This is a genomic window from Actinomycetes bacterium (genome assembly GCA_035489715.1).
Taxonomy (GTDB): Bacteria; Actinomycetota; Actinomycetes; order JACCUZ01; family JACCUZ01; genus DATHAP01.
On the sequence record DATHAP010000227.1, the window covers coordinates 14473 to 32291 of the forward strand.

General features: G+C 73.3%; 18 protein-coding genes. 9 read left to right on the top strand and 9 right to left on the bottom strand.

The window, feature by feature from the left end; genetic code table 11:
* The first annotated feature begins 172 nt into the window (after positions 1-172).
* From VK640_17880 to VK640_17890, 3 genes are read left to right on the top strand one after another with little or no spacing between them, the layout of a single operon-like run.
* On the top strand, positions 173-481 hold the full coding sequence (locus VK640_17880; GenBank protein ID HTE75050.1) for an STAS domain-containing protein: 309 nt from the start codon (positions 173-175) through the stop codon (positions 479-481).
* Positions 482-514: 33 nt separating this feature from the next.
* On the top strand, positions 515-2545 hold the full coding sequence (locus VK640_17885; GenBank protein HTE75051.1) for a protein meaA: 2031 nt from the start codon (positions 515-517) through the stop codon (positions 2543-2545).
* Positions 2546-2586: 41 nt separating this feature from the next.
* Complete coding sequence (locus VK640_17890) at positions 2587-2763, top strand: hypothetical protein (GenBank protein HTE75052.1); 177 nt, start codon at positions 2587-2589, stop codon at positions 2761-2763.
* A 17-nt stretch (positions 2764-2780) separates the two neighbouring features.
* Here VK640_17890 and VK640_17895 read toward each other — a convergent pair whose 3' ends face one another.
* Both VK640_17895 and VK640_17900 read right to left on the bottom strand, forming a co-directional pair.
* Positions 2781-3620: an ABC transporter permease gene (locus VK640_17895; protein HTE75053.1), complete on the bottom strand. Its 840-nt coding sequence runs from the start codon at positions 3618-3620 to the stop codon at positions 2781-2783.
* Positions 3617-4468, bottom strand: a complete 852-nt coding sequence (locus tag VK640_17900) for an ABC transporter ATP-binding protein (protein HTE75054.1) — start codon at positions 4466-4468, stop codon at positions 3617-3619. The genes VK640_17895 and VK640_17900 overlap by 4 nt, the downstream gene beginning before the upstream one ends.
* 42 nt (positions 4469-4510) lie before the next feature.
* Here VK640_17900 and VK640_17905 point away from each other — a divergent pair, with 42 nt between their 5' ends.
* Complete coding sequence (locus VK640_17905) at positions 4511-5794, top strand: MFS transporter (protein HTE75055.1); 1284 nt, start codon at positions 4511-4513, stop codon at positions 5792-5794.
* Between the two features lie 11 nt (positions 5795-5805).
* Positions 5806-6681: a GNAT family N-acetyltransferase gene (locus VK640_17910; GenBank protein HTE75056.1), complete on the top strand. Its 876-nt coding sequence runs from the start codon at positions 5806-5808 to the stop codon at positions 6679-6681.
* Here VK640_17910 and VK640_17915 read toward each other — a convergent pair.
* The 3 genes from VK640_17915 to VK640_17925 form a co-directional block, all read right to left on the bottom strand.
* Positions 6621-7616, bottom strand: a complete 996-nt coding sequence (locus VK640_17915) for an FAD-dependent oxidoreductase (GenBank protein HTE75057.1) — start codon at positions 7614-7616, stop codon at positions 6621-6623. The genes VK640_17910 and VK640_17915 overlap by 61 nt on opposite strands.
* 125 nt (positions 7617-7741) lie before the next feature.
* Positions 7742-8401 carry an endonuclease NucS gene (nucS, locus tag VK640_17920; protein ID HTE75058.1) on the bottom strand — a complete coding sequence of 220 codons (660 nt, stop codon included), beginning with the start codon at positions 8399-8401 and terminating at the stop codon, positions 7742-7744.
* 21 nt (positions 8402-8422) lie between these two features.
* Complete coding sequence (locus VK640_17925; GenBank protein ID HTE75059.1) at positions 8423-8776, bottom strand: STAS domain-containing protein; 354 nt, start codon at positions 8774-8776, stop codon at positions 8423-8425.
* Between the two features lie 141 nt (positions 8777-8917).
* Here VK640_17925 and VK640_17930 point away from each other — a divergent pair, with 141 nt between their 5' ends.
* The 4 genes from VK640_17930 to VK640_17945 are packed head-to-tail and all read left to right on the top strand — an operon-like array spanning position 8918 to position 12734.
* Entirely contained in the window at positions 8918-10696 is a 1779-nt protein-coding gene (locus VK640_17930) for a 3-hydroxybutyryl-CoA dehydrogenase (GenBank protein HTE75060.1), read from the top strand.
* 11 nt (positions 10697-10707) lie between these two features.
* On the top strand, positions 10708-11517 hold the full coding sequence (locus tag VK640_17935; GenBank protein HTE75061.1) for an alpha/beta hydrolase: 810 nt from the start codon (positions 10708-10710) through the stop codon (positions 11515-11517).
* Between the two features lie 18 nt (positions 11518-11535).
* On the top strand, positions 11536-11949 hold the full coding sequence (locus VK640_17940) for a hypothetical protein (protein HTE75062.1): 414 nt from the start codon (positions 11536-11538) through the stop codon (positions 11947-11949).
* On the top strand, positions 11946-12734 hold the full coding sequence (locus tag VK640_17945) for an alpha/beta hydrolase (protein HTE75063.1): 789 nt from the start codon (positions 11946-11948) through the stop codon (positions 12732-12734). The genes VK640_17940 and VK640_17945 overlap by 4 nt, the downstream gene beginning before the upstream one ends.
* Before the next feature lie 7 nt (positions 12735-12741).
* Here VK640_17945 and VK640_17950 read toward each other — a convergent pair whose 3' ends face one another.
* The 4 genes from VK640_17950 to ccrA all read right to left on the bottom strand — a co-directional run.
* Positions 12742-13869 carry an AI-2E family transporter gene (locus VK640_17950; protein ID HTE75064.1) on the bottom strand — a complete coding sequence of 376 codons (1128 nt, stop codon included), beginning with the start codon at positions 13867-13869 and terminating at the stop codon, positions 12742-12744.
* Between the two features lie 43 nt (positions 13870-13912).
* Positions 13913-15034: a cellulose-binding protein gene (locus VK640_17955; GenBank protein HTE75065.1), complete on the bottom strand. Its 1122-nt coding sequence runs from the start codon at positions 15032-15034 to the stop codon at positions 13913-13915.
* Between the two features lie 52 nt (positions 15035-15086).
* Positions 15087-16538, bottom strand: coding sequence for a hypothetical protein (locus VK640_17960; protein HTE75066.1), 1452 nt, complete (start codon positions 16536-16538; stop codon positions 15087-15089).
* Positions 16539-16593: 55 nt separating this feature from the next.
* Positions 16594-17819, bottom strand: a 1226-nt coding sequence (gene ccrA / locus VK640_17965) for a crotonyl-CoA carboxylase/reductase (GenBank protein ID HTE75067.1), incomplete at its 5' end; no start/stop codon positions are given.

The following is a 17819-nucleotide window of genomic DNA, read 5'->3' on the forward strand; positions in this document are numbered from 1 at the left end:
CGCCCCGCTAGTCACATAGGTCACTTCGGTCGCATCCGCCACGCTGGCCCCAGCGTGGCGTCAAGAATTCTGCAAGTCCGGTCCGTACCGTCCTGACCGAGGACGACAGGAGCCATCCTGGAGGCAACCAGATGGCCGCCTCGCGCGTCTTGTCTGGTAAGGGGGTGGGGAGATGGTCGTCAGCATGGCCTCGGGGTGCGAGATCGCCCTGGCCGGGCGCTTGGACGTGCGGTCGGTCGCCGACGTGCGCTCGGCGCTCTACGCCGCCATCGACGCCGGCACCGGGGACCTGGTCGTCGACGTCTCGGGCGTGGAGACGATGGATGCCACCGGCCTCGGGATGCTGCTGGGCGCCGACCGCCGGGCCAAGCTGGCCGGACGCCGGGTCGTCCTGCACGACGCCGGACCGCGCCTGCTGCGCCTGCTGCACGCCACCCGCCTGCACCGGGTCCTCACCGTGGACGAGGCCGTCCCGGCCTGAGGACCTGGTTACCGGCGAGTAGTATCGCCGGGCATGAGGACCCCGCCGCCTCCCGAGCGGGACCGCCCCTGGGTGATGCGCACCTATGCCGGGCACTCCTCCGCGGCCGAGTCCAACGCGCTCTACCGGCGCAACCTGGCCAAGGGCCAGACCGGCCTCTCGGTCGCCTTCGACCTGCCGACCCAGACCGGCTACGACCCCGACCACGAGCTCGCCCGCGGCGAGGTCGGCAAGGTCGGCGTGCCGGTCTCGCACGTCGGTGACCTGCGGGCCCTCTTCGACGGCATCCCTCTCGCCGGGATGAACACCTCGATGACCATCAACGCGCCGGCCATGTGGCTGCTCGCGCTCTACGAGGTGGTCGCCGAGGAGCAGGGGGCCGATCCGGCCGACCTCAGCGGCACGACGCAGAACGACATCATCAAGGAGTACCTCTCCCGCGGGACCTATGCGTTCCCGCCGGCAGAGTCGATGCGCCTGACGACCGACCTGATCGCGTACACCGTGCAGCGGATGCCGCGGTGGAACCCGATCAACATCTGCAGCTACCACCTCCAGGAGGCAGGCGCGACGCCGGTGCAGGAGCTGGCGTTCGCGATGTCGACGGCGACCGCGGTGCTGGATGCCGTCCGCGACGCCGGCCAGGTGCTGCCGGAGCGCTTCGCCGACGTGGTGTCGCGCATCTCCTTCTTCGTCAACGCCGGTGTGCGGTTCGTCGAGGAGATGTGCAAGATGCGCGCGATGGTGCAGCTCTGGGACGAGCTCACTGCCGAGCGGTACGCCGTCAGCGACCCCATGGCCCGCCGCCTGCGCTACGGCGTGCAGGTCAACTCGCTCGGACTCACCGAGGCCCAGCCCGAGAACAACGTCCAGCGCATCGTGCTCGAGATGCTCGCGGTGACGCTCTCGAAGGACGCCCGGGCCAGGGCGGTGCAGCTGCCGGCCTGGAACGAGGCGCTCGGCCTGCCGCGGCCGTGGGACCAGCAGTGGTCGCTGCGGATCCAGCAGGTGCTCGCCTACGAGTCCGACCTGCTCGAGCACGACGACCTCTTCGCCGGCTCGCACGTGGTCGAGGCCAAGGTCGCGGAGCTGGTCTCCGAGGCCCGGGCCGAGATGGCCCGGATCGAGGAGATGGGCGGCGCCGTCGCGGCGGTCGAGAACGGCTACCTCAAGGGTGAGCTGGTCGCCTCGCACGCGCGCCGCCGCGCCCGGGTCGAGTCCGGCGAGGACGTCGTCGTCGGCGTCAACCTGTTCACCGAGACCGAGCCCAGCCCGCTGACCGCCGACCTGGACGCGGTGATCCAGTCGGTCGACCCGCAGGTCGAGGAGCGGGCGGTCACGGCGATCCGGGCCTGGCGCGAGCAGCGCGACGCGGCGGCCGTCGACGCCGCTCTGCGGGGGCTGCGCGACGCCGCCAAGATCGCCGACAACTTGGTGCCCGCCACGCTGGCCTGCGCCCGGTCCGGGGTCACGACCGGCGAGTGGGCCGAGGTGCTGCGCGAGGTGTTCGGCTCGTACCGCGCACCGACCGGCGTGTCCGGCAGCGTGGGGACGGCGCCCGCGGGGGAGGACCTGCAGGCGGTGCGCGAGGCGGTACGGCGCACCGGCGCCGAGCTGGGCACCCGCCTGCGGCTGCTCGTCGGCAAGCCCGGCCTGGACGGTCACTCCAACGGGGCCGAGCAGATCGCGGTGCGAGCTCGCGACGCCGGCTTCGAGGTCGCGTACCAGGGCATCCGGCTGACCCCGGCGCAGATCGCCGCGGCCGCCGTCGAGGAGGGCGTGCACTGCGTGGGGCTCTCGATCCTGTCCGGGTCGCACCGCGAGCTGGTGCCGGAGGTGCTGCGGCTGCTGCGCGAGGCCGGGGCCGGCGACGTGCCGGTCGTGGTCGGCGGCATCATCCCGGACGCCGACGCCCGCTGGCTGGAGGAGCAGGGCGTCGCCGCCGTCTTCACGCCGAAGGACTTCGAGATCACCGGCATCATCGGCCAGATCGTCCGGGTGGTGCGCGTCGCGCACGACCTGCCGACTGACGACGGCGCCGTGCATGGTACTACGACATCGTAGTATCGTGGTCGCGTCGTGCCGCCGGCGCCGAGGGGGAGAACGTGACCGGACTGATCGGATGGCTGCGTCGGGTGGCGACGACGACGGCACAGGATTGCGCCGGGTGCGGCGCAGCGATGGCAGCCACCGAGCTGGCCTGCCCGCAGGGCTGCGGCTTCGACCGGCGCAACGAGCGCCGGCTCTCCGGCGGCGCCTGGTCCCGTCTCGACCGGATGTGAGCTGCGGGCCGTCCGGCTCAGAGCTCGTCGCGCCGCTGCCAGCGGAAGCCCCGCATCGCGAGCAGGAGCGCCAGCACGGTCCAGGCCACCAGCACCAGAGCCACCCGGCCGAGCTCCCACGAGCCGGCGAGCTCCTGGCGCTGGAAGCTGTCGGGCAGGAAGACCGATCGCATGCCCTGGCAGAGCCACTTCAGCGGGAACAGTGCCGCCATCTGCTGCATCCACGAGGGCAGCTCGTCGTACTGGAAGAACACCCCGGACGTGAACTGCAGGACGAGGACGACCGGTGACACGAGGGCCGGCGTCCCGCGGCCGGTGCGGGTCAGCCCGGTGAACGCGACTCCCAGCAGCGTGCAGCAGACCAGGCCGAGCACGCTGACCCAGGTCAAGGTCCACCAGTCGGTGGCTTCGTCGGGCAGGTGCACGTCGAAGAGCGCCACGCCGATGGCGAGCAGCAGGGCGACCTGCCCGACGTACAGCACGAGGACCTGACCGATCTTGCCCACGAAGTAGGCCGCCTTGGGCATCGGCGTGCCCTGCAACCGCTTCAGGGTGCCGTCGTCGCGCTCCTGGGAGATGGTGATCGCGAGGTTCTGGAAGGCCGTGTAGACGACGCCGGAGGCGATCATGCCGGCGACGAAGTACTGGCTGAAGGACACACCGGGCGCCACGTTGCCGGTGAAGGCCGATCCGAACACCACCAGGAGCAGGACCGGCAGGACCAGGGTGAAGAACGCCGCCTCGCGGTCCCGGGTGAAGGTGAGCAGCTCGATGCGGATGCGGCGCAGGCCGATCGCGAGAACGCCGGGTGTCGCGAGGTGCGCGCCGCCGCGGGTGGCGGGACCTGTAGCGCTCATGCCTCACCGACCATGCGCAGGTAGGTCTCCTCGAGCGTCGGCCGGGCGACGGTCAGGCCGGGCACCTCGCCGTCGAAGCGCCCGGCGAGCTCGGTCACCGTGCGGGTCGGCTCCGCCGACGTCGTGCTGCGCCGGGTGCCGTCGGGCTCGGTCCAGGTGACCGTGGCGAGCTCCTGCTGACGGCCACCGAGCGAAGCGGGCGGCGCGACGTCGAGGAAGCGGCCGTCGGACATGACGGCGACCCGCTGGGCCAGCCGCTCCGCCTCGTCGAGGTAGTGGGTGGTCAGCAGGATCGTCGTCCCCTCGGCCGCCAGGTCCTCGACGAGGCGCCAGAAGGTCCGCCGGGCGGCCGGGTCGAAGCCGGTCGTGGGCTCGTCGAGGAAGAGCAGCTCGGGGCGGCCGAGGATGCCCAGAGCCACGTCGAGCCGGCGCCGCTGCCCGCCGGAGAGCAGCCGCGAGCGCTGGTCGGCGCTGCCGGTCAGGCCGACCGTCTCGACGACCTCGTCGGGGTCGCGCGCCGACGGGTAGTAGCCCGCGAAGTGCCGCAGCGTCTCGCGAACCGTCAGCTCGGACAGGTCGTTGACCGACTGCAGGACGATGCCGACCCGGGCCCGCCAGGCGGGGGTCGCCTGGGCCGGGTCGGTGCCCAGGACGCTGACCTCGCCCGCGTCGCGGGCCCGGTAGCCCTCGAGGATCTCGACCGTCGTCGTCTTGCCCGCCCCGTTGGGGCCGAGCAGCGCGACGACCTCGCCGGTGGCCACCTCCAGGTCGACCGCGTCGACGGCCGTACGCTCGCCGTAGCTCTTGCGCAGCCCGCGGACGACCACGGCTGCGCCCTCGTGACCCACGGGCACGAGCATGCCGGACGACTGCGACGCGGAAGGACGCGGGTGACGAACCTCCTCCGGCGGGTCGCGGTCGACGTCCGTCCGTTGCGGCACGGCGCCTTCCGCCGGCTGTGGCTCGGGCAGAGCGTGTCGGTCGTCGGCTTCCAACTCACCGGGGTCGCCGTCGCGGTCGAGATGTTCGCCATCACCTCCTCGTCGCTGTGGGTCGGCCTGATCGGGGTCGCGGCGCTCGTGCCGCTGGTGGTGTTCGGGCTGTACGGCGGGGCGGTGTCCGACGCGGTCGACCGGCGCCGGCTGCTGGTCGCGTCGTCCTACCTGACCTGGCTCAGCACGTTCGGGCTGCTCGCCCAGGCGCTCCTGGGGCTGGAGCAGCGCTGGGTGCTGCTCGGGCTGGTTGCGCTGCAGTCGGTCGGCTTCGCCTTCACCTCGCCGACCCGTGGGGCGGTCGTGCCGCGGATCGTCCCGCGAGACCTCGTGCCGTCGGCCAACACCCTGGTGTCCACGGCCCTGGGTGTCGGTGCCGTGGTGGGTCCGCTGCTCGCCGGGGTGGTGCTGGCCCGCGGCAGCTATGCACTGGCCTACGGGATCGACGCGGCGCTGTTCACCGCGGCGCTCTACGCCGCCCACCGGCTGCCGCCCATCCTGCCGCTGGGCGAGGTCACCCGGCCGGGGCTGCGATCGGTGGTCGCGGGCCTGGCCTTCATCCGACGGCACCCGGTGTTGATGATGTCCTTCGCCGTCGACATCGCCGCGATGGTGCTGGCGATGCCGAGGGCGCTGTTCCCGGAGGTCGCGGAGGAGCGCTTCGGTGGCCCGGCCGCGGCCGGCTGGCTGTTCGCCGCCATCGCGATCGGCTCGGTGGTCGGGGGCCTGCTCTCGGGCTGGATCGGGCGGGTGCGCCGCCAGGGCGCGGCGCTGGTGGCGGCGGTGGTCGTGTGGGGACTCGCGGTGGCGGCCGCCGGGCTGGCCGGCGACCTGTGGCTGGTCGTGGCGCTGCTGGCCGTCGGCGGCGCGGCCGACCTGGTGTCGGCGGTCTACCGGCAGACCATCCTGCAGACCTACGCGCCGGACGAGATGCGCGGCCGGATGCAGGGCGTCTTCATCGTGGTCGTCGCGGGCGGCCCCCGGCTGGGTGACCTGCGCGCGGGGGCGAGCGCCGCGGCCTTCGGCGTCACCTGGTCGTGGGTGGGCGGCGGCATCGCCTGCGTGGTCGTCGTGCTCGCCCTGGCGGCCGCGGTGCCGGCGCTGGTCCGCTACCGGGCCGGCGACGGCCCGGTCGCCGAGGACGACGAGAACTCCGTGGAGGGCGCGGTCGAGCCCCGGTAGCGTCGCGCCGCGTGCGGACAACGACGAGCTGGGGCGGGCGCACTTCGGCGGACGAGACCGTCGCGGTGCTGCGGCGGTGGGAGCGCCCGGGCGACTGCGCGTGGCAGCTGCACGCGGGCGACGTCGGGTGGCACCTGCGCCTCGACGACGACGCGGTCGACCACACGCTGCTGCAGGTGCGGGACGACGGTGACCTGGTCGGGGTAGGGCTGCTGGACGGCCCCGCTGTCGTCCGCCTGGCACTGGACCCTCGGCTGCTGCACGACGCCGACCTGGCGAGGGTCGTCGCCGAAGCCGTGGAGGACCGGCTCGGGCGTCCCGGCGCCGCCGAGGCGTACGTCGACGGGCCGGGCGCGTCCCGGTGGCGCGCCGAGCTGGCTCGTCGTGGCTGGGACCTCGACCCGGACCCGTGGGTTCACCTGTGGCGGCCGCTCGGTCCCGCCGACGCCGCTCGTGACGTGCCGGGGGTCGCGGCGGTGTCCGGCCCGGCCGACGTGACCGACAGGGTGGCGGTGCAGCGTGCTGCCTTCGCCAACTCCACGTTCACCGAGAGCCGGTGGGCGCAGATGGCCGGCTCGACGGCGTACGACCCGAGTTTCGACCTGCTGGCTCGCGACGACGACGGGGCTGCGGTCGCCGCGCTCATGGCGTGGACCGCGGGGGAGGGGCGGTGTGCGCTGGTCGAGCCGATGGGCACCGCAGCCGGGCACCAGCGCGAGGGACACGGACGGCGGCTGCTCGAGGGAGCGGCCGCGGCGCTGGCCCGGGCCGGCGCGAGCGGGGTCGCGGTGTGGACCGCGGCGAGCAACGAGGTGGCGGTGGCGGCCTACCGCAGCGCCGGGTTCTCGGCCATCGGCCTGGCCGCGGCCATGTGCTCGACGGCCTGAAGGACGTCTTCGGCGCAGCCCCAGGACAGCGTGACGCCGGCGCCACCGTGGCCGTAGCAGTGCACGACCCCGCCGGGCGCGCCGTCGGGGTGCGGGACCGCCTCGAGGCGGACCGTGGGTCGCGCCGGGCGCAGGCCGACCCGGTGGCCCAGGACCCGGGCGCCGGCGAGCTCGGGCACCAGGGCGGTGGCCCGGGCGAGCACCTCGTGCGCCGTCACCGGGTCCGGCGTGCGGTCCCACGAGCCGCGGTCGGCGGTGCCTCCGACGACGACGTCGCGCTCGCGCGGCACGACGTAGAGCGGCCGCGCCGGGTCGGAGTCGTCGAGCAGCCACTCCTCCAGACCGACCTGCGCCACCCGCAGCACCTGCCCGCGCACCGGCGTCAGGCTCTCGTCGCCGGCCAGCGCGCGCGAGGCCAGGCCGGTGGCGTTGACGACGTAGCCGTTGTCCGGCAGGTCGGCCAGCCAGGCGCGGCTCAGGGTGCCGCCGGCCGCGGCCAGCCGGTCGACGAGGAACGAGAGGTACGTCGCCATGTCGGCCACGGGCACGGTCATCCGCCAGCCCGAGCCGTAGCCGTCGCGCGGCCCGGTCACCGTCTCCAGGCTCGGGACCGCGTCGCGCCACCAGGGGTCGACCGGCCGGCCGGTCGAGAGCAGCTCGGTGCCGGCCCGCATCCGGACACCCGACTGCGGGTGGGTGTGCGAGAGCCCCTCGAGCACCTCGAAGGTCCGGGCGGCCCACCGGGTGACCGCGTCCCTGGGCTGGGCGAGGTAGGGGTACCACATCGCCGCCGCCACGGCGGACGTCGTCTCCAGCGGCAGGTCGCGGGCCAGGACGTGGGTGTCGTGCCCCGCCTCGGCGAGCCGCACCGCGCAGGTCAGGCCCACGACCCCGGCACCGACCACGACGACCCGCACCCGGCCAGCCTGGCGCACGACTGATCGTCGCGGAAGTGGATCCGCGTGCCGCAAGTGGTGGAACTAGGGGCGTTCAGCGCGGGGAACAGCCCCGACCTCCACCACTTGACGCTCTTGCCGCCGACCAGCCCCGCCGCGGGGGGTCAGAAGAGTCGGTGGCTCGGGTCGTCGAAGCCGCGCAGGGCGTCGTAGTCCAGGGTCACGCAGTCGATGCCGCGGTCGGTGGCGAGGACCTTGGCCTGCGGCTTGATCTCCTGGGCGGCGAGGACACCGCGGACGGGGGAGAGCAGCGGGTCTCGGTTGAGCAGCCCGAGGTAGCGGGTCAGCTGCTCGACGCCGTCGATCTCGCCGCGGCGCTTGATCTCGATCGCCACGGTGGCACCGCGCTCGTCCCTGGCCAGGATGTCGACCGGGCCGATCGCGGTGGGGAACTCGCGGCGGACCAGCCGCCAGCCGGTGCCGAGGGTCTCGATCTGGTCGGCGAGCAGGGCCTGCAGGTGGGCCTCGACGCCGTCCTTGACCAGGCCCGGGTCGACGCCGAGCTCATGGCGGGAGTCGTGCAGGACGTCCTCGACGGTGATGACGAGGCGCTCGCCGGCCTTGTTGGTGACCGTCCACGTCTCGCCGTCCTCGGTGAGGGTGCAGGGCGGGCTCATCCAGTTCAGCGGCTTGTAGGCCCGGTCGTCGGCGTGCACCGAGACCGACCCGTCGGCCTTGACCAGGATCAGCCGGGTGGCGCTGGGAAGGTGGGCGGTGAGCCGGCCGACGTAGTCGACCGTGCACGTCGCGATGACCAAACGCACAGCCGCAGACGCTACAGGTGGCTACCCGGCGTCCTCGAGGTCGACCATGTCGGCCAGGTCGAGCAGCCGGATCAGCCGCAGGACGGCCCGGCGGCAGTGCCGCAGCTCGACGAGCCCGCCCCGGCGGGCGAGCATGGCGCGGCCCAGTAGCAGCGGCGAGATGCCCGAGGCGTCGGCGAAGCCCACGCCGCTCATGTCGACGACCAGGCGCCGGCAGGGCGGGTCTCGGCGGGCCTGGCACACCTGCTCGACGACGGCCTCCAGCAGCGGCGAGCTCGTGATGTCGAGCTCCCCGCCGAGGCGGACCCGGACGATCTCCGGGTCGTCCTCGTCCGCCTGGACGTCCACGGACAGCGACGACTGCGCGCTGCGCACCGAACTCCCTCCGTGACGAGCCGGCCCCGGTTCTCCGCACCGGCTCGCGAGTGGGACCTGTCTACCCCACCCAACGCCCCCCATGCACCAGGGGTGCCCACCCGGCGCGGCGTGTCGGGGCAGGCCTGGGAGACTGCCCTCATGGGACGTGAGTTCGCCACTGTCGGTGTCGTCGGGCTGGGCACGATGGGGGCCGGGATCGTCGAGGTCTTCGCCCGCAACGGGCTCCGGGTCGTGGGCGTCGAGCCCTCCGAGGAGCTCCTGGAGAGCGGGCGCGGGCACCTGCGGCACTCGACCGACCGGGCGGTGAGCAGGGGCAAGCTCTCCGAGGCAGACCGTGACGAGCTGCTGGGTCGGGTCACCTTCACGACGTCGATGGAGGACCTGGCCGACGTCGACATGGTGATCGAGGCGGTGCCCGAGCGGCTCGACCTCAAGCAGGAGATCTTCGCGGCTGCCGACAAGATCTGCCGGCCGGACACCATCCTCGCCACCAACACGTCCTCGCTGTCGGTGACCGAGATCTCGGTGGCGACCAGCCGGCCGTCCAAGGTCGTCGGGATGCACTTCTTCAACCCGGCCCCGGTGCTCAAGCTGGTCGAGGTCGTGCGCACCGTCGTCACCGAGCCCGAGGTGGTCGCCGACATCGAGGCGCTCGCCGCCCGGCTCGGCAAGGTGCCTGTGGTCATCGGCGACAAGGCCGGGTTCATCGCCAACGCCCTGCTGTTCGGCTACCTGAACCACGCGGTGTCGATGTACGAGTCCCGCTACGCCTCGCGCGAGGACATCGACGCCGCGATGCGGTTCGGCTGCGGCTACCCGATGGGCCCGCTCGCGCTGCTCGACCTGATCGGGCTCGACACGGCGTACGAGATCCTCGACACGATGTACCGCCAGTCGCGCGACCGGCTGCACGCCCCAGCTCCCCTCATCAAGCAGATGGTCACCGCAGGCCTGCGCGGCCGCAAGACCGGCCGTGGCTTCTACACCTACGAGCGACCGGACTCGCCGGTGGTCGTCGACGACGACCTGACGCCGTCGCCGCACGCCCATGAGGGCGGCGGCCGCACGGTGGAGAAGGTCGGCGTGGTCGGGTCAGGCACGATGGCGGTCGGCATCGTCGAGGTGCTCGCCAAGGCGGGCTACGACGTGATGTACGTCGCTCGAGGTGACGAGAAGGTCGCCCGGGTGCGCGGCACCCTCGAGCGCTCGCTCGAGAAGGCCGTGCTGCGGGGCAAGCTGTCGGAGGAGGACCGCGACGCCGCCCTGGCGCGGGTCACCGGGTCGTCCCGGCTGGACGACCTGGCCGACCGCGACCTGGTGCTCGAGGCCGTGGTGGAGGAGCTGTCGGTCAAGCAGGCGCTGTTCGCCACCCTGGACGAGATCTGCCGCCCGGGCGCCCTCCTGGCCACCACGACGTCCTCGCTGCCCGTGGTCGAGCTGGCCGCCGCGACGACACGGCCGGCCGACGTGGTCGGCCTGCACTTCTTCAACCCCGCACCGGTGATGAAGCTGGTCGAGGTCGTGCGCACGGTGTCGACCGCCGACGACGTGGTCGCCACCGCGCGGGCGCTGTGCGAACGGGCCGGCAAGCACGCGGTCGAGTGCGGAGACCGGGCCGGCTTCATCGTCAACGCGCTGTTGTTCCCCTACCTCAACGACGCGGTCAAGATGCTGCAGGCGCACTACGCGACGGTCGAGGACATCGACTCCGCGATGATCGTCGGGTGCGGCTACCCGCTCGGGCCGTTCGACCTGCTGGACGTGGTCGGGCTCGACGTGGCGCACGCCATCCAGCGGACGCTCTACCTGGAGTTCCGCGAGCCGGGCTTCGCCCCCGCACCGCTGCTGGAGCAGCTGGTGACGGCCGGCTACCTGGGCCGCAAGGCCGGCCGCGGGTTCCGCGACTACGGCGCCTGACCCGAGCTGCGATGACCGAGCACCCCAAGACCGGCCAACGCACCACCGAGCACCACCTGTCGACGTACGGCGGCCCGGAGGAGATCCGGGCCGGCACCGTGCTGCCCGCCACCCGCACGCCGGTCACCCTGCGCACCGCGGACGGGCTCGCCCTGGTCGGCGAGCTCGCGCTGCCGGTCGACCGGGAGCCGGTGGCGACCCTGGTGACGCTGCACCCGCTGCCCACGCACGGCGGCTTCATGGACAGCCACGTGATCCGCAAGGCGTCCAACCGGCTGCCGTCACTGGCCGGCGTGGCCGTGCTGCGGTTCAACACCCGCGGCACCTCGTCGCCGCAGGGCACCAGCGAGGGCGTCTTCGGCGAGGCGGTCGGCGAGCGGTTCGACGTCGCGGCCGCCATCGAGTACGCGGAGTTCCACGAGCAGCCGCACCTGCCGGAGCGCTGGCTGCTCGGCTGGTCCTTCGGCACCGACCTGGCCCTGATGCACGGGCTCGACCCGTCGGTCACCGGCGCGATCCTGCTGTCGCCGCCGCTGCGCTACGCCACCGACGAGCACCTCGACGCCTGGGCGGCCAGCGGGAAGCCCGTCGTCGCGCTGGTGCCCGAGCTCGACGACTACCTGCGGCCGGCCGAGGCCCGGCAGCGCTTCGCCCGGGTCCCGCAGGCCGAGGTCGTCGGGGTCGACGGGGCGAAGCACCTGTGGGTCGGCGAGCCCGCGGTGCGGCGGGTGCTCGACGAGGTGGTCCGCCGGGTCGCGCCGGCGGCCTACCCGCTCCCCACCCGGGTGCCAGCGACCCCGCCGGTCCCGCCCGACGGCTGAGCCTCCTACCGTGAGGGTATGAACGAGCTCGACTTCTGGGTCGGAGACTGGCACGCGGCGTGGGAGGGAGGCGCCGGGCGCAACTCGGTCACCCGCGAGCTCGGCGGCCGCGTCTACGTCGAACGTTTCGAGGCGCACGGCGACGAGCCGTTCTCGGGCATGAGCCTGAGCGTCCGGCACGCCGGCACGGGGCAGTGGCGGCAGACCTGGGCGGACTCCGAGGGGAGCTACTGGTCCTTCGTCGGGTCGGTGCTCGCCGACGGGTCCTTCGTCTTCGCCACGCCGGACCGGGTCGACGAGGAGCAGGCGTTCAAGCGGATGGTCTTCTCCGACGTCACCCAGGACGCCTTCCACTGGCGGTGGGAACGGTCCCAGGACGGCGAGACGTGGGAGCAGCGATGGGCCATCGACTACACGAGAAGGCCGCGGTGACCGTCCAGCTCGCGGCACAGGTCGTCGGTGACGGCCCGCCGCTGGTGCTGCTGCACGCGTTTCCGCTCTCCGCGGCCATGTGGGAGCGGCAGGCGACGGGCCTGGCCGACGTCGCACGCGTCGTGACGCCGGACCTGCGCGGGTTCGGCGACTCGCCGCTCGGGGCCGACGAGCCCTCGCTGGACCACGCCGCGGACGACGTCGTGGCGCTGCTGGACCGGCTCGGGCTCGGCCCGGTCGTCCTCGGCGGCCTGTCGATGGGCGGGTACGTCGCCATGGCCCTCCTTCGCCGGCACCCCGGCCGGCTGCGCGGCCTGCTGCTGGCCGACACGAAGGCGGGTGCCGACCCGGCTGCCGCCCGGGACAACCGGCTGCGGATCGCCGCCCGCCTCGATGCCGAAGGCAGCCCGGCCGTCCTGGTCGAGGACGTCCTGCCGGGCCTCACCGGCCCGACGACGGCTGCCGAGCGGCCCGACGTCGTCGCCCGGGTGCGGGCCATGGTCGGGTCGGCCCCTCCCGCCGCGGCCGCCTGGGCCCAGCGGGCGATGGCCGCCCGCCCGGACTCGCTCGACGTGCTGCGTGGCGTCGACGTACCGGCACTGGTCCTGCGCGGTGACGAGGACGGCCTGGCGGGCTCGGACGAGGTCGCAGCGATGGCCGACGCGCTGCCCCAGGGCCGGCTCGAGACGCTGCCGCGGGCCGGGCACCTGACCGCGCTGGAGGTGCCGGACGAGGTCGTCCGAGCGGTCCGTGGCCTGCTGGCCCGGGTGGAGCAGCCGGGCTGACCGGTCGCTAGGTCTGGTCCATCCGGGGGATCGCCACCTGGCGGACGACCAGCAGCACGGCCGCCGCCACCGGGATCGCGATCAGTGCGCCGACGATGCCCAGCAGGGCTCCGCCGAGCAGGACCGCCACCACGGTCACCGGGGCCGGGACGTCGACCGCCCGGCGCATCACGTGCGGGTAGACCACGTAGTTCTCGAACTGCTGGTAGGCGACGTAGAAGATGATGCAGGCGATGCCCACGCCGGCCGACTGGGTGAAGCCCAGCAGCGAGACGACGATCGCCGCGATCGTGGCTCCCACCAGCGGGATGAGGTCGAGCAGGCCGACGAAGACCGCCAGCGCGATCGCGTAGGGCATGTCGACGATGCGCAGGAACATGTAGGAGGTGAACGCGGCGATGAACGCGACGGTCAGCGCTCCGCTGACGAACTGGCCGGTGCGGGCGAGCACCTCGTCGCCGAGCAGGGTCACCCGCTCCCGTCGGGACGCCGGCACCAGCCGGTAGGCCTGCCGCTTCATGCTCGGCAGGGCGGCCAGGAAGTACAACGTCATGATCAGGATGGTCAGCGCGCCGAAGACCGCGTTGAGGACGACCCGACCCACGCCGAGCAGCCCGCCGAACGCCCGCTGGCCCAGCTCCCCCGACGTGACGTACTTCTGCGCCCGCTCGATGACGCCGTAGTCCTCATCGAACTGACGGACCGTCGGGTTGCGTCTCAGGTCGTCGAGGTAGCTCGGCAGCTCCTTGACGAACGCGTTGCTCTGCTCCACGACCGGGGGCACCACAGCGAAGCCGAAGCCGACGAACGCCCCGATGACCGCGAAGAAGACGATCGCGATGGCCAGCCCTCGGCGCACGTTGTGGGCGGTCAGCCACTCGACCGTCGGGTTCAGCCCGATCGCCAGGAACAGGGCGATCACGATGAGCACGAGGACGCTGCGGGCGTTGAGGATCGCCTGGGTCAGGAACCAGGCGAGGAACACCCCCAGCGCACCGAGGAACCCGATCATGAACGGCGAGTCGCGCCGCAGCGGTCGGCCGAGGCGGCCGAACTGCTCCTCGTCGTGCCAGCTGTGCTGGTCCTCCTCCGGACCGCGGTCGGAGGACGAGGCTGCTGCCTCGTCCTCCGTCACCGCTCGACCCTCACGTCCGCCGCCGACCGGTGGTCAGTGAGGGTCAGCCCTTGGTCGGCGCGGGCTTCTCGGCCTGCACCGTCGTGGCCTGGTCGCCCTCGGCCGCGACCACGTTGGACGTCGGTGCGGTGGACGCCTTGCCGCCACCCTGCTCGTCGCCGGCCGGCGCGCCCTTGGCGTCCGTGACGTCCTTGGCGTCCGTGCCGTCAGTGCCGGCAGTGCCGGCAGTGCCGGCTGGCGGCTGCTGCTTGCCCTGGGCCTCGTCGACCTGCTCGGCCGCCGCCGGGGCGTCCTCACCGATCGGGTCGGGCAGCGAGGCGCCGGTCAGGGTGGCCAGCATCTGACGCACGTTGGTGAGCTGGGAGTTGATGCTGTCGCGGCGCTGCGTCGCGGCGGAGAGCTCGCGCTCGGACTCGCCGCGGATCCGCTCGGCCTGCGCCTTCGCCTCGGCGATCAGGTCGTCGGCCCGCCGCTGCGCGTCGTCCATCGTTCGCTTGGACTTGCGGTCGCTGTCGGCGCGCAGCTTCTCGGCCTCCAGCCGCAGCTGCTCGCTGCGCTGGGTGACGACGGCGAGCTGCTGCTCGTTGGCCTTCATCTGCTCGGTGAAGTCGCGCTCGGACTGCTCCCGGCGCTGGGCCAGCGTCGTCTCGAAGTCGGCCGCCGCCTGGGCCGCCTTGGCCCGGTTGCGCTCGAAGAGCGCCTCCGCCTCCTCGCGGCGGGCCTTGGCGTCCCGCTCGGAGTCGTCACGGATCTGGTCGGCCGCCCGCTTGGCCTCCTGGAGCACCCGCTGCGCCTCGGTGTCGGCGTCGCCGCGGCGCTCCTGCGCGTAGGTCTCGGCGTCCTTGCGGATCTTGTCGGCGTCCTGCTCGGTCAGGGCACGGTGCTGGCTGGCCTCGCCCGCGGCCGCCTCGCGCAGCTCCTTGGCCTCCTCCTCGGCCAGGCCGAGGATCTTTTCGATCCGGGCGCCCAGACCGGCGTAGGGCGTCGCTGCCCCCTCCTCCTGCGGACCCTGGGCGTGCATCTCCTCCACCCGTCGCTCCAGGTCGGCCTGGCGGGCGCGCGCCTGCTCGAGCTCACGGGAGAGGGCAGCCAGCTGGCGGTCGACCTGCGTGGGCTCGTAGCCGCGGCGCACGATCTCGAAGGTCTCGCGCGGGGTGTTGGTCATCGATCGTTCCTTCGTAGCAGAGGAGACAACTCGGGGGAGAGGGGACAGTCCGTCATCTTGGCACGTCCGCGTGCGACACGTTCAGGGCCTCGATGACGCCCGACAGGCGGCCGAGCTCGGCGGCGATCTCGTCTCGCCGGGTGATGAGGGCGGCCACCTCCTCGCGGGCGTCGTGCAGGATCTGACGGGCCTGGCGGCGCAGCTCGTCGGCTTCGGTCCGGGCGTCGCCGACCAGGCGCACCGCCTCGGCCCGGGCGTCGCGGCGGGCTTCCTCGGACTCGCGCTGCGCCGTCGCCACCTGCTCGGCGACCCGTTCGCGCAGCGCACGGGCGTTGGCCTCCGCCTCGGCCTCGCGGCGGTCGGCCCGGGACTCGATCGCCCGCACCTTGGTGGTGGCCTCGTCGACGGTCCGGGACGCCCGGTGGCTCGCGTCGGCCAGCCGGCGCTCGGCCTCGGTCTGCGCCTGGGCAAGGACCTGGTCGGCCTCGGACTCGACCGCCGCGGCTCTCGTGGCCGCGTCGGCAAGCCGCGTCTCGGCGCTCTCGCGGCTGCTCACCAGCAGCTCCTCGGCCTGGGCCCGCAGCTCGGCCACCACCTTGGCGGCCTCGGCGTGGGCGTCGGAGCGGATCCGCTCCGCGTCGCCCGCCGCGGCCTCGAGCACCTCGTCGACCGTGCGCTTGGCCCAGGCGGTCTGCTCGGCCGCCGCCGCCAGCACGGTGTCCGCCTCGTCGCGCGCCTCGGCGCGGATCCGCTCGGCGTCGGTGCCCGCCACGTCGGCCAGGCCGGCGACCTGACGGCGGACGTGGCCGGCGTCCTCGTCGGCGGCCGCCCTGGTCGCCGCTGCCTGCTCGGCGGCGGCCGTCAGGACCGCCTCCGCCTCGGCCCGGGCGCCTTCGACCAGGCGGGCGACCTCGCCCTCGACCTCGGCCAACCGCTTGTCGGCCTCGTCCTGCGCCTCCAGTCGGCGGCGGGCGGCGTCCTCGCGGGCCTCGGCGATGACGCCGTCCGCGTCCTGCTGCGCCTTGTCCCGCACCATCTGCGCCTGCGCCCTGATCGACTCGGCGTCGGCGCCCGCCACGTCGCGCAGGGTGTCGGACTCCTGCTGGGCCCGGGCCACCAGCTCGTCGGCGTTGGTGGCGGCGGCCGTGACGACCATGGAGGCCTGGTCCGCCGCGTCGGCGAGCAGCTGGCGCGCCTCCTCGCCGGCCTCGGTGCGCTGGCGCTCCGACTCGGTCAGCGTCTCCTCGAGCCGGCGCGCGGCCTCCTCCAGCGCGTCCGCGCGGCGGCGTACCGCCTCCTCCTCGAGGCGCGCGGCCTCGCTGTGACGCTCGGCGATGTCGTCGTGGAGGCGCTGGGCCTCCGCGCGCAGCGCCTCGGAGGCGTCGCGGTCGGCAGCGACCTCGCGCTCGGTCTGCTCGCGCAGCCGGTCGGCCTGGGCCTGGGCGGCGTAGAGCAGTCGGCTCGCGCGCTCGGCGACCGGCTCGTCGGAGGCGTCGTGCTCCATGCCCGCATCGTGTCAGACGACGGACGACCTGTCAGATGCCGCCACCGGGCATTGCCTAGACGTTGCGGAAGCGGTTGATCGCCGTCTCGTGACGGGCGCGCAGCGCCGGGTCGCGGACGCCGAGGCCCTCCTCCGGGGCGAGGCACAGGACGCCGACCTTGCCCTGGTGCATGTTGCGGTGGACGTCGTAGGCGGCCTGCGCGGTGTCCTCGAGGGCGTACGTCCGGGACAGCGTGGGATGGATCTTCCCGCGCGCCACCAACCGGTTGGCCTCCCACGCCTCGCGGTAGTTGGCGAAGTGCGAGCCGATGATCCGCTTGAGGTTCATCCAGAGGTAGCGGTTGTCGTACTCGTGCATGAAGCCGCTGGTGCTGGCGCAGGTGACGATGGTGCCGCCCTTGCGCGCTACGAAGACCGACGCGCCGAAGGTCTCGCGACCCGGGTGCTCGAAGACGATGTCGACGTCGTCGCCGCCGGTGAGCTCGCGGATCCGCTTGCCGAACCGCTGCCACTCCTTGGGGTCCTGGGTCGTCTCGTCCTTCCAGAACCGGTAGCCCTCCCCTGAGTCATGGCTGCGGTCGATGATCAGCTCGGCGCCCATCGAGCGCGCGATCCCCGCCTTGTCCTCGCTGGAGACGACGCACACCGGGGTCGCGCCGCCGTTGACGGCGAACTGCGTCGCGTAGGACCCCAGCCCGCCGGAGGCCCCCCACACCAGCACGACGTCGCCCTGCTTCATGCCCGCGCCGTTGCGCGAGACCAGCTGGCGGTACGCCGTCGAGTTGACCAGCCCGGGCGACGCAGCCTCCTCCCACGTGAGGTGGGCCGGCTTGGGCATCAGCTGGTTGGACTTGACCAGGGCGAGCTCGGCCAGGCCGCCGAAGTTGGTCTCGAAGCCCCAGATCCGCTGCTCCGGGTCGAGCATCGTGTCGTTGTGCCCGTCCGGGCTCTCCAGCTCGACCGACAGGCAGTGCGCCACCACCTCGTCGCCCGGGGCCCAGGCGTGCACACCGGGGCCGGTGCGCAGCACCACTCCCGACAGGTCGGAGCCGACGACGTGGTAGGGCAGGTCGTGCCGCTTCGACAACGGGCTGAGCCGGCCGTACCGCTGGAGGAACATGAACGTCGGGACCGGCTCGAAGATCGAGGTCCAGACCGTGTTGTAGTTGATCGCGCTGGCCATCACGGCGACCAGGGCCTCGCCCGGGCCGAGCTCCGGCGTGGGCACCTCGTCCAGGTGCAGGCTCTCTCGCGGGTCCTTGTCCCTGCTGGTCCGCCCCT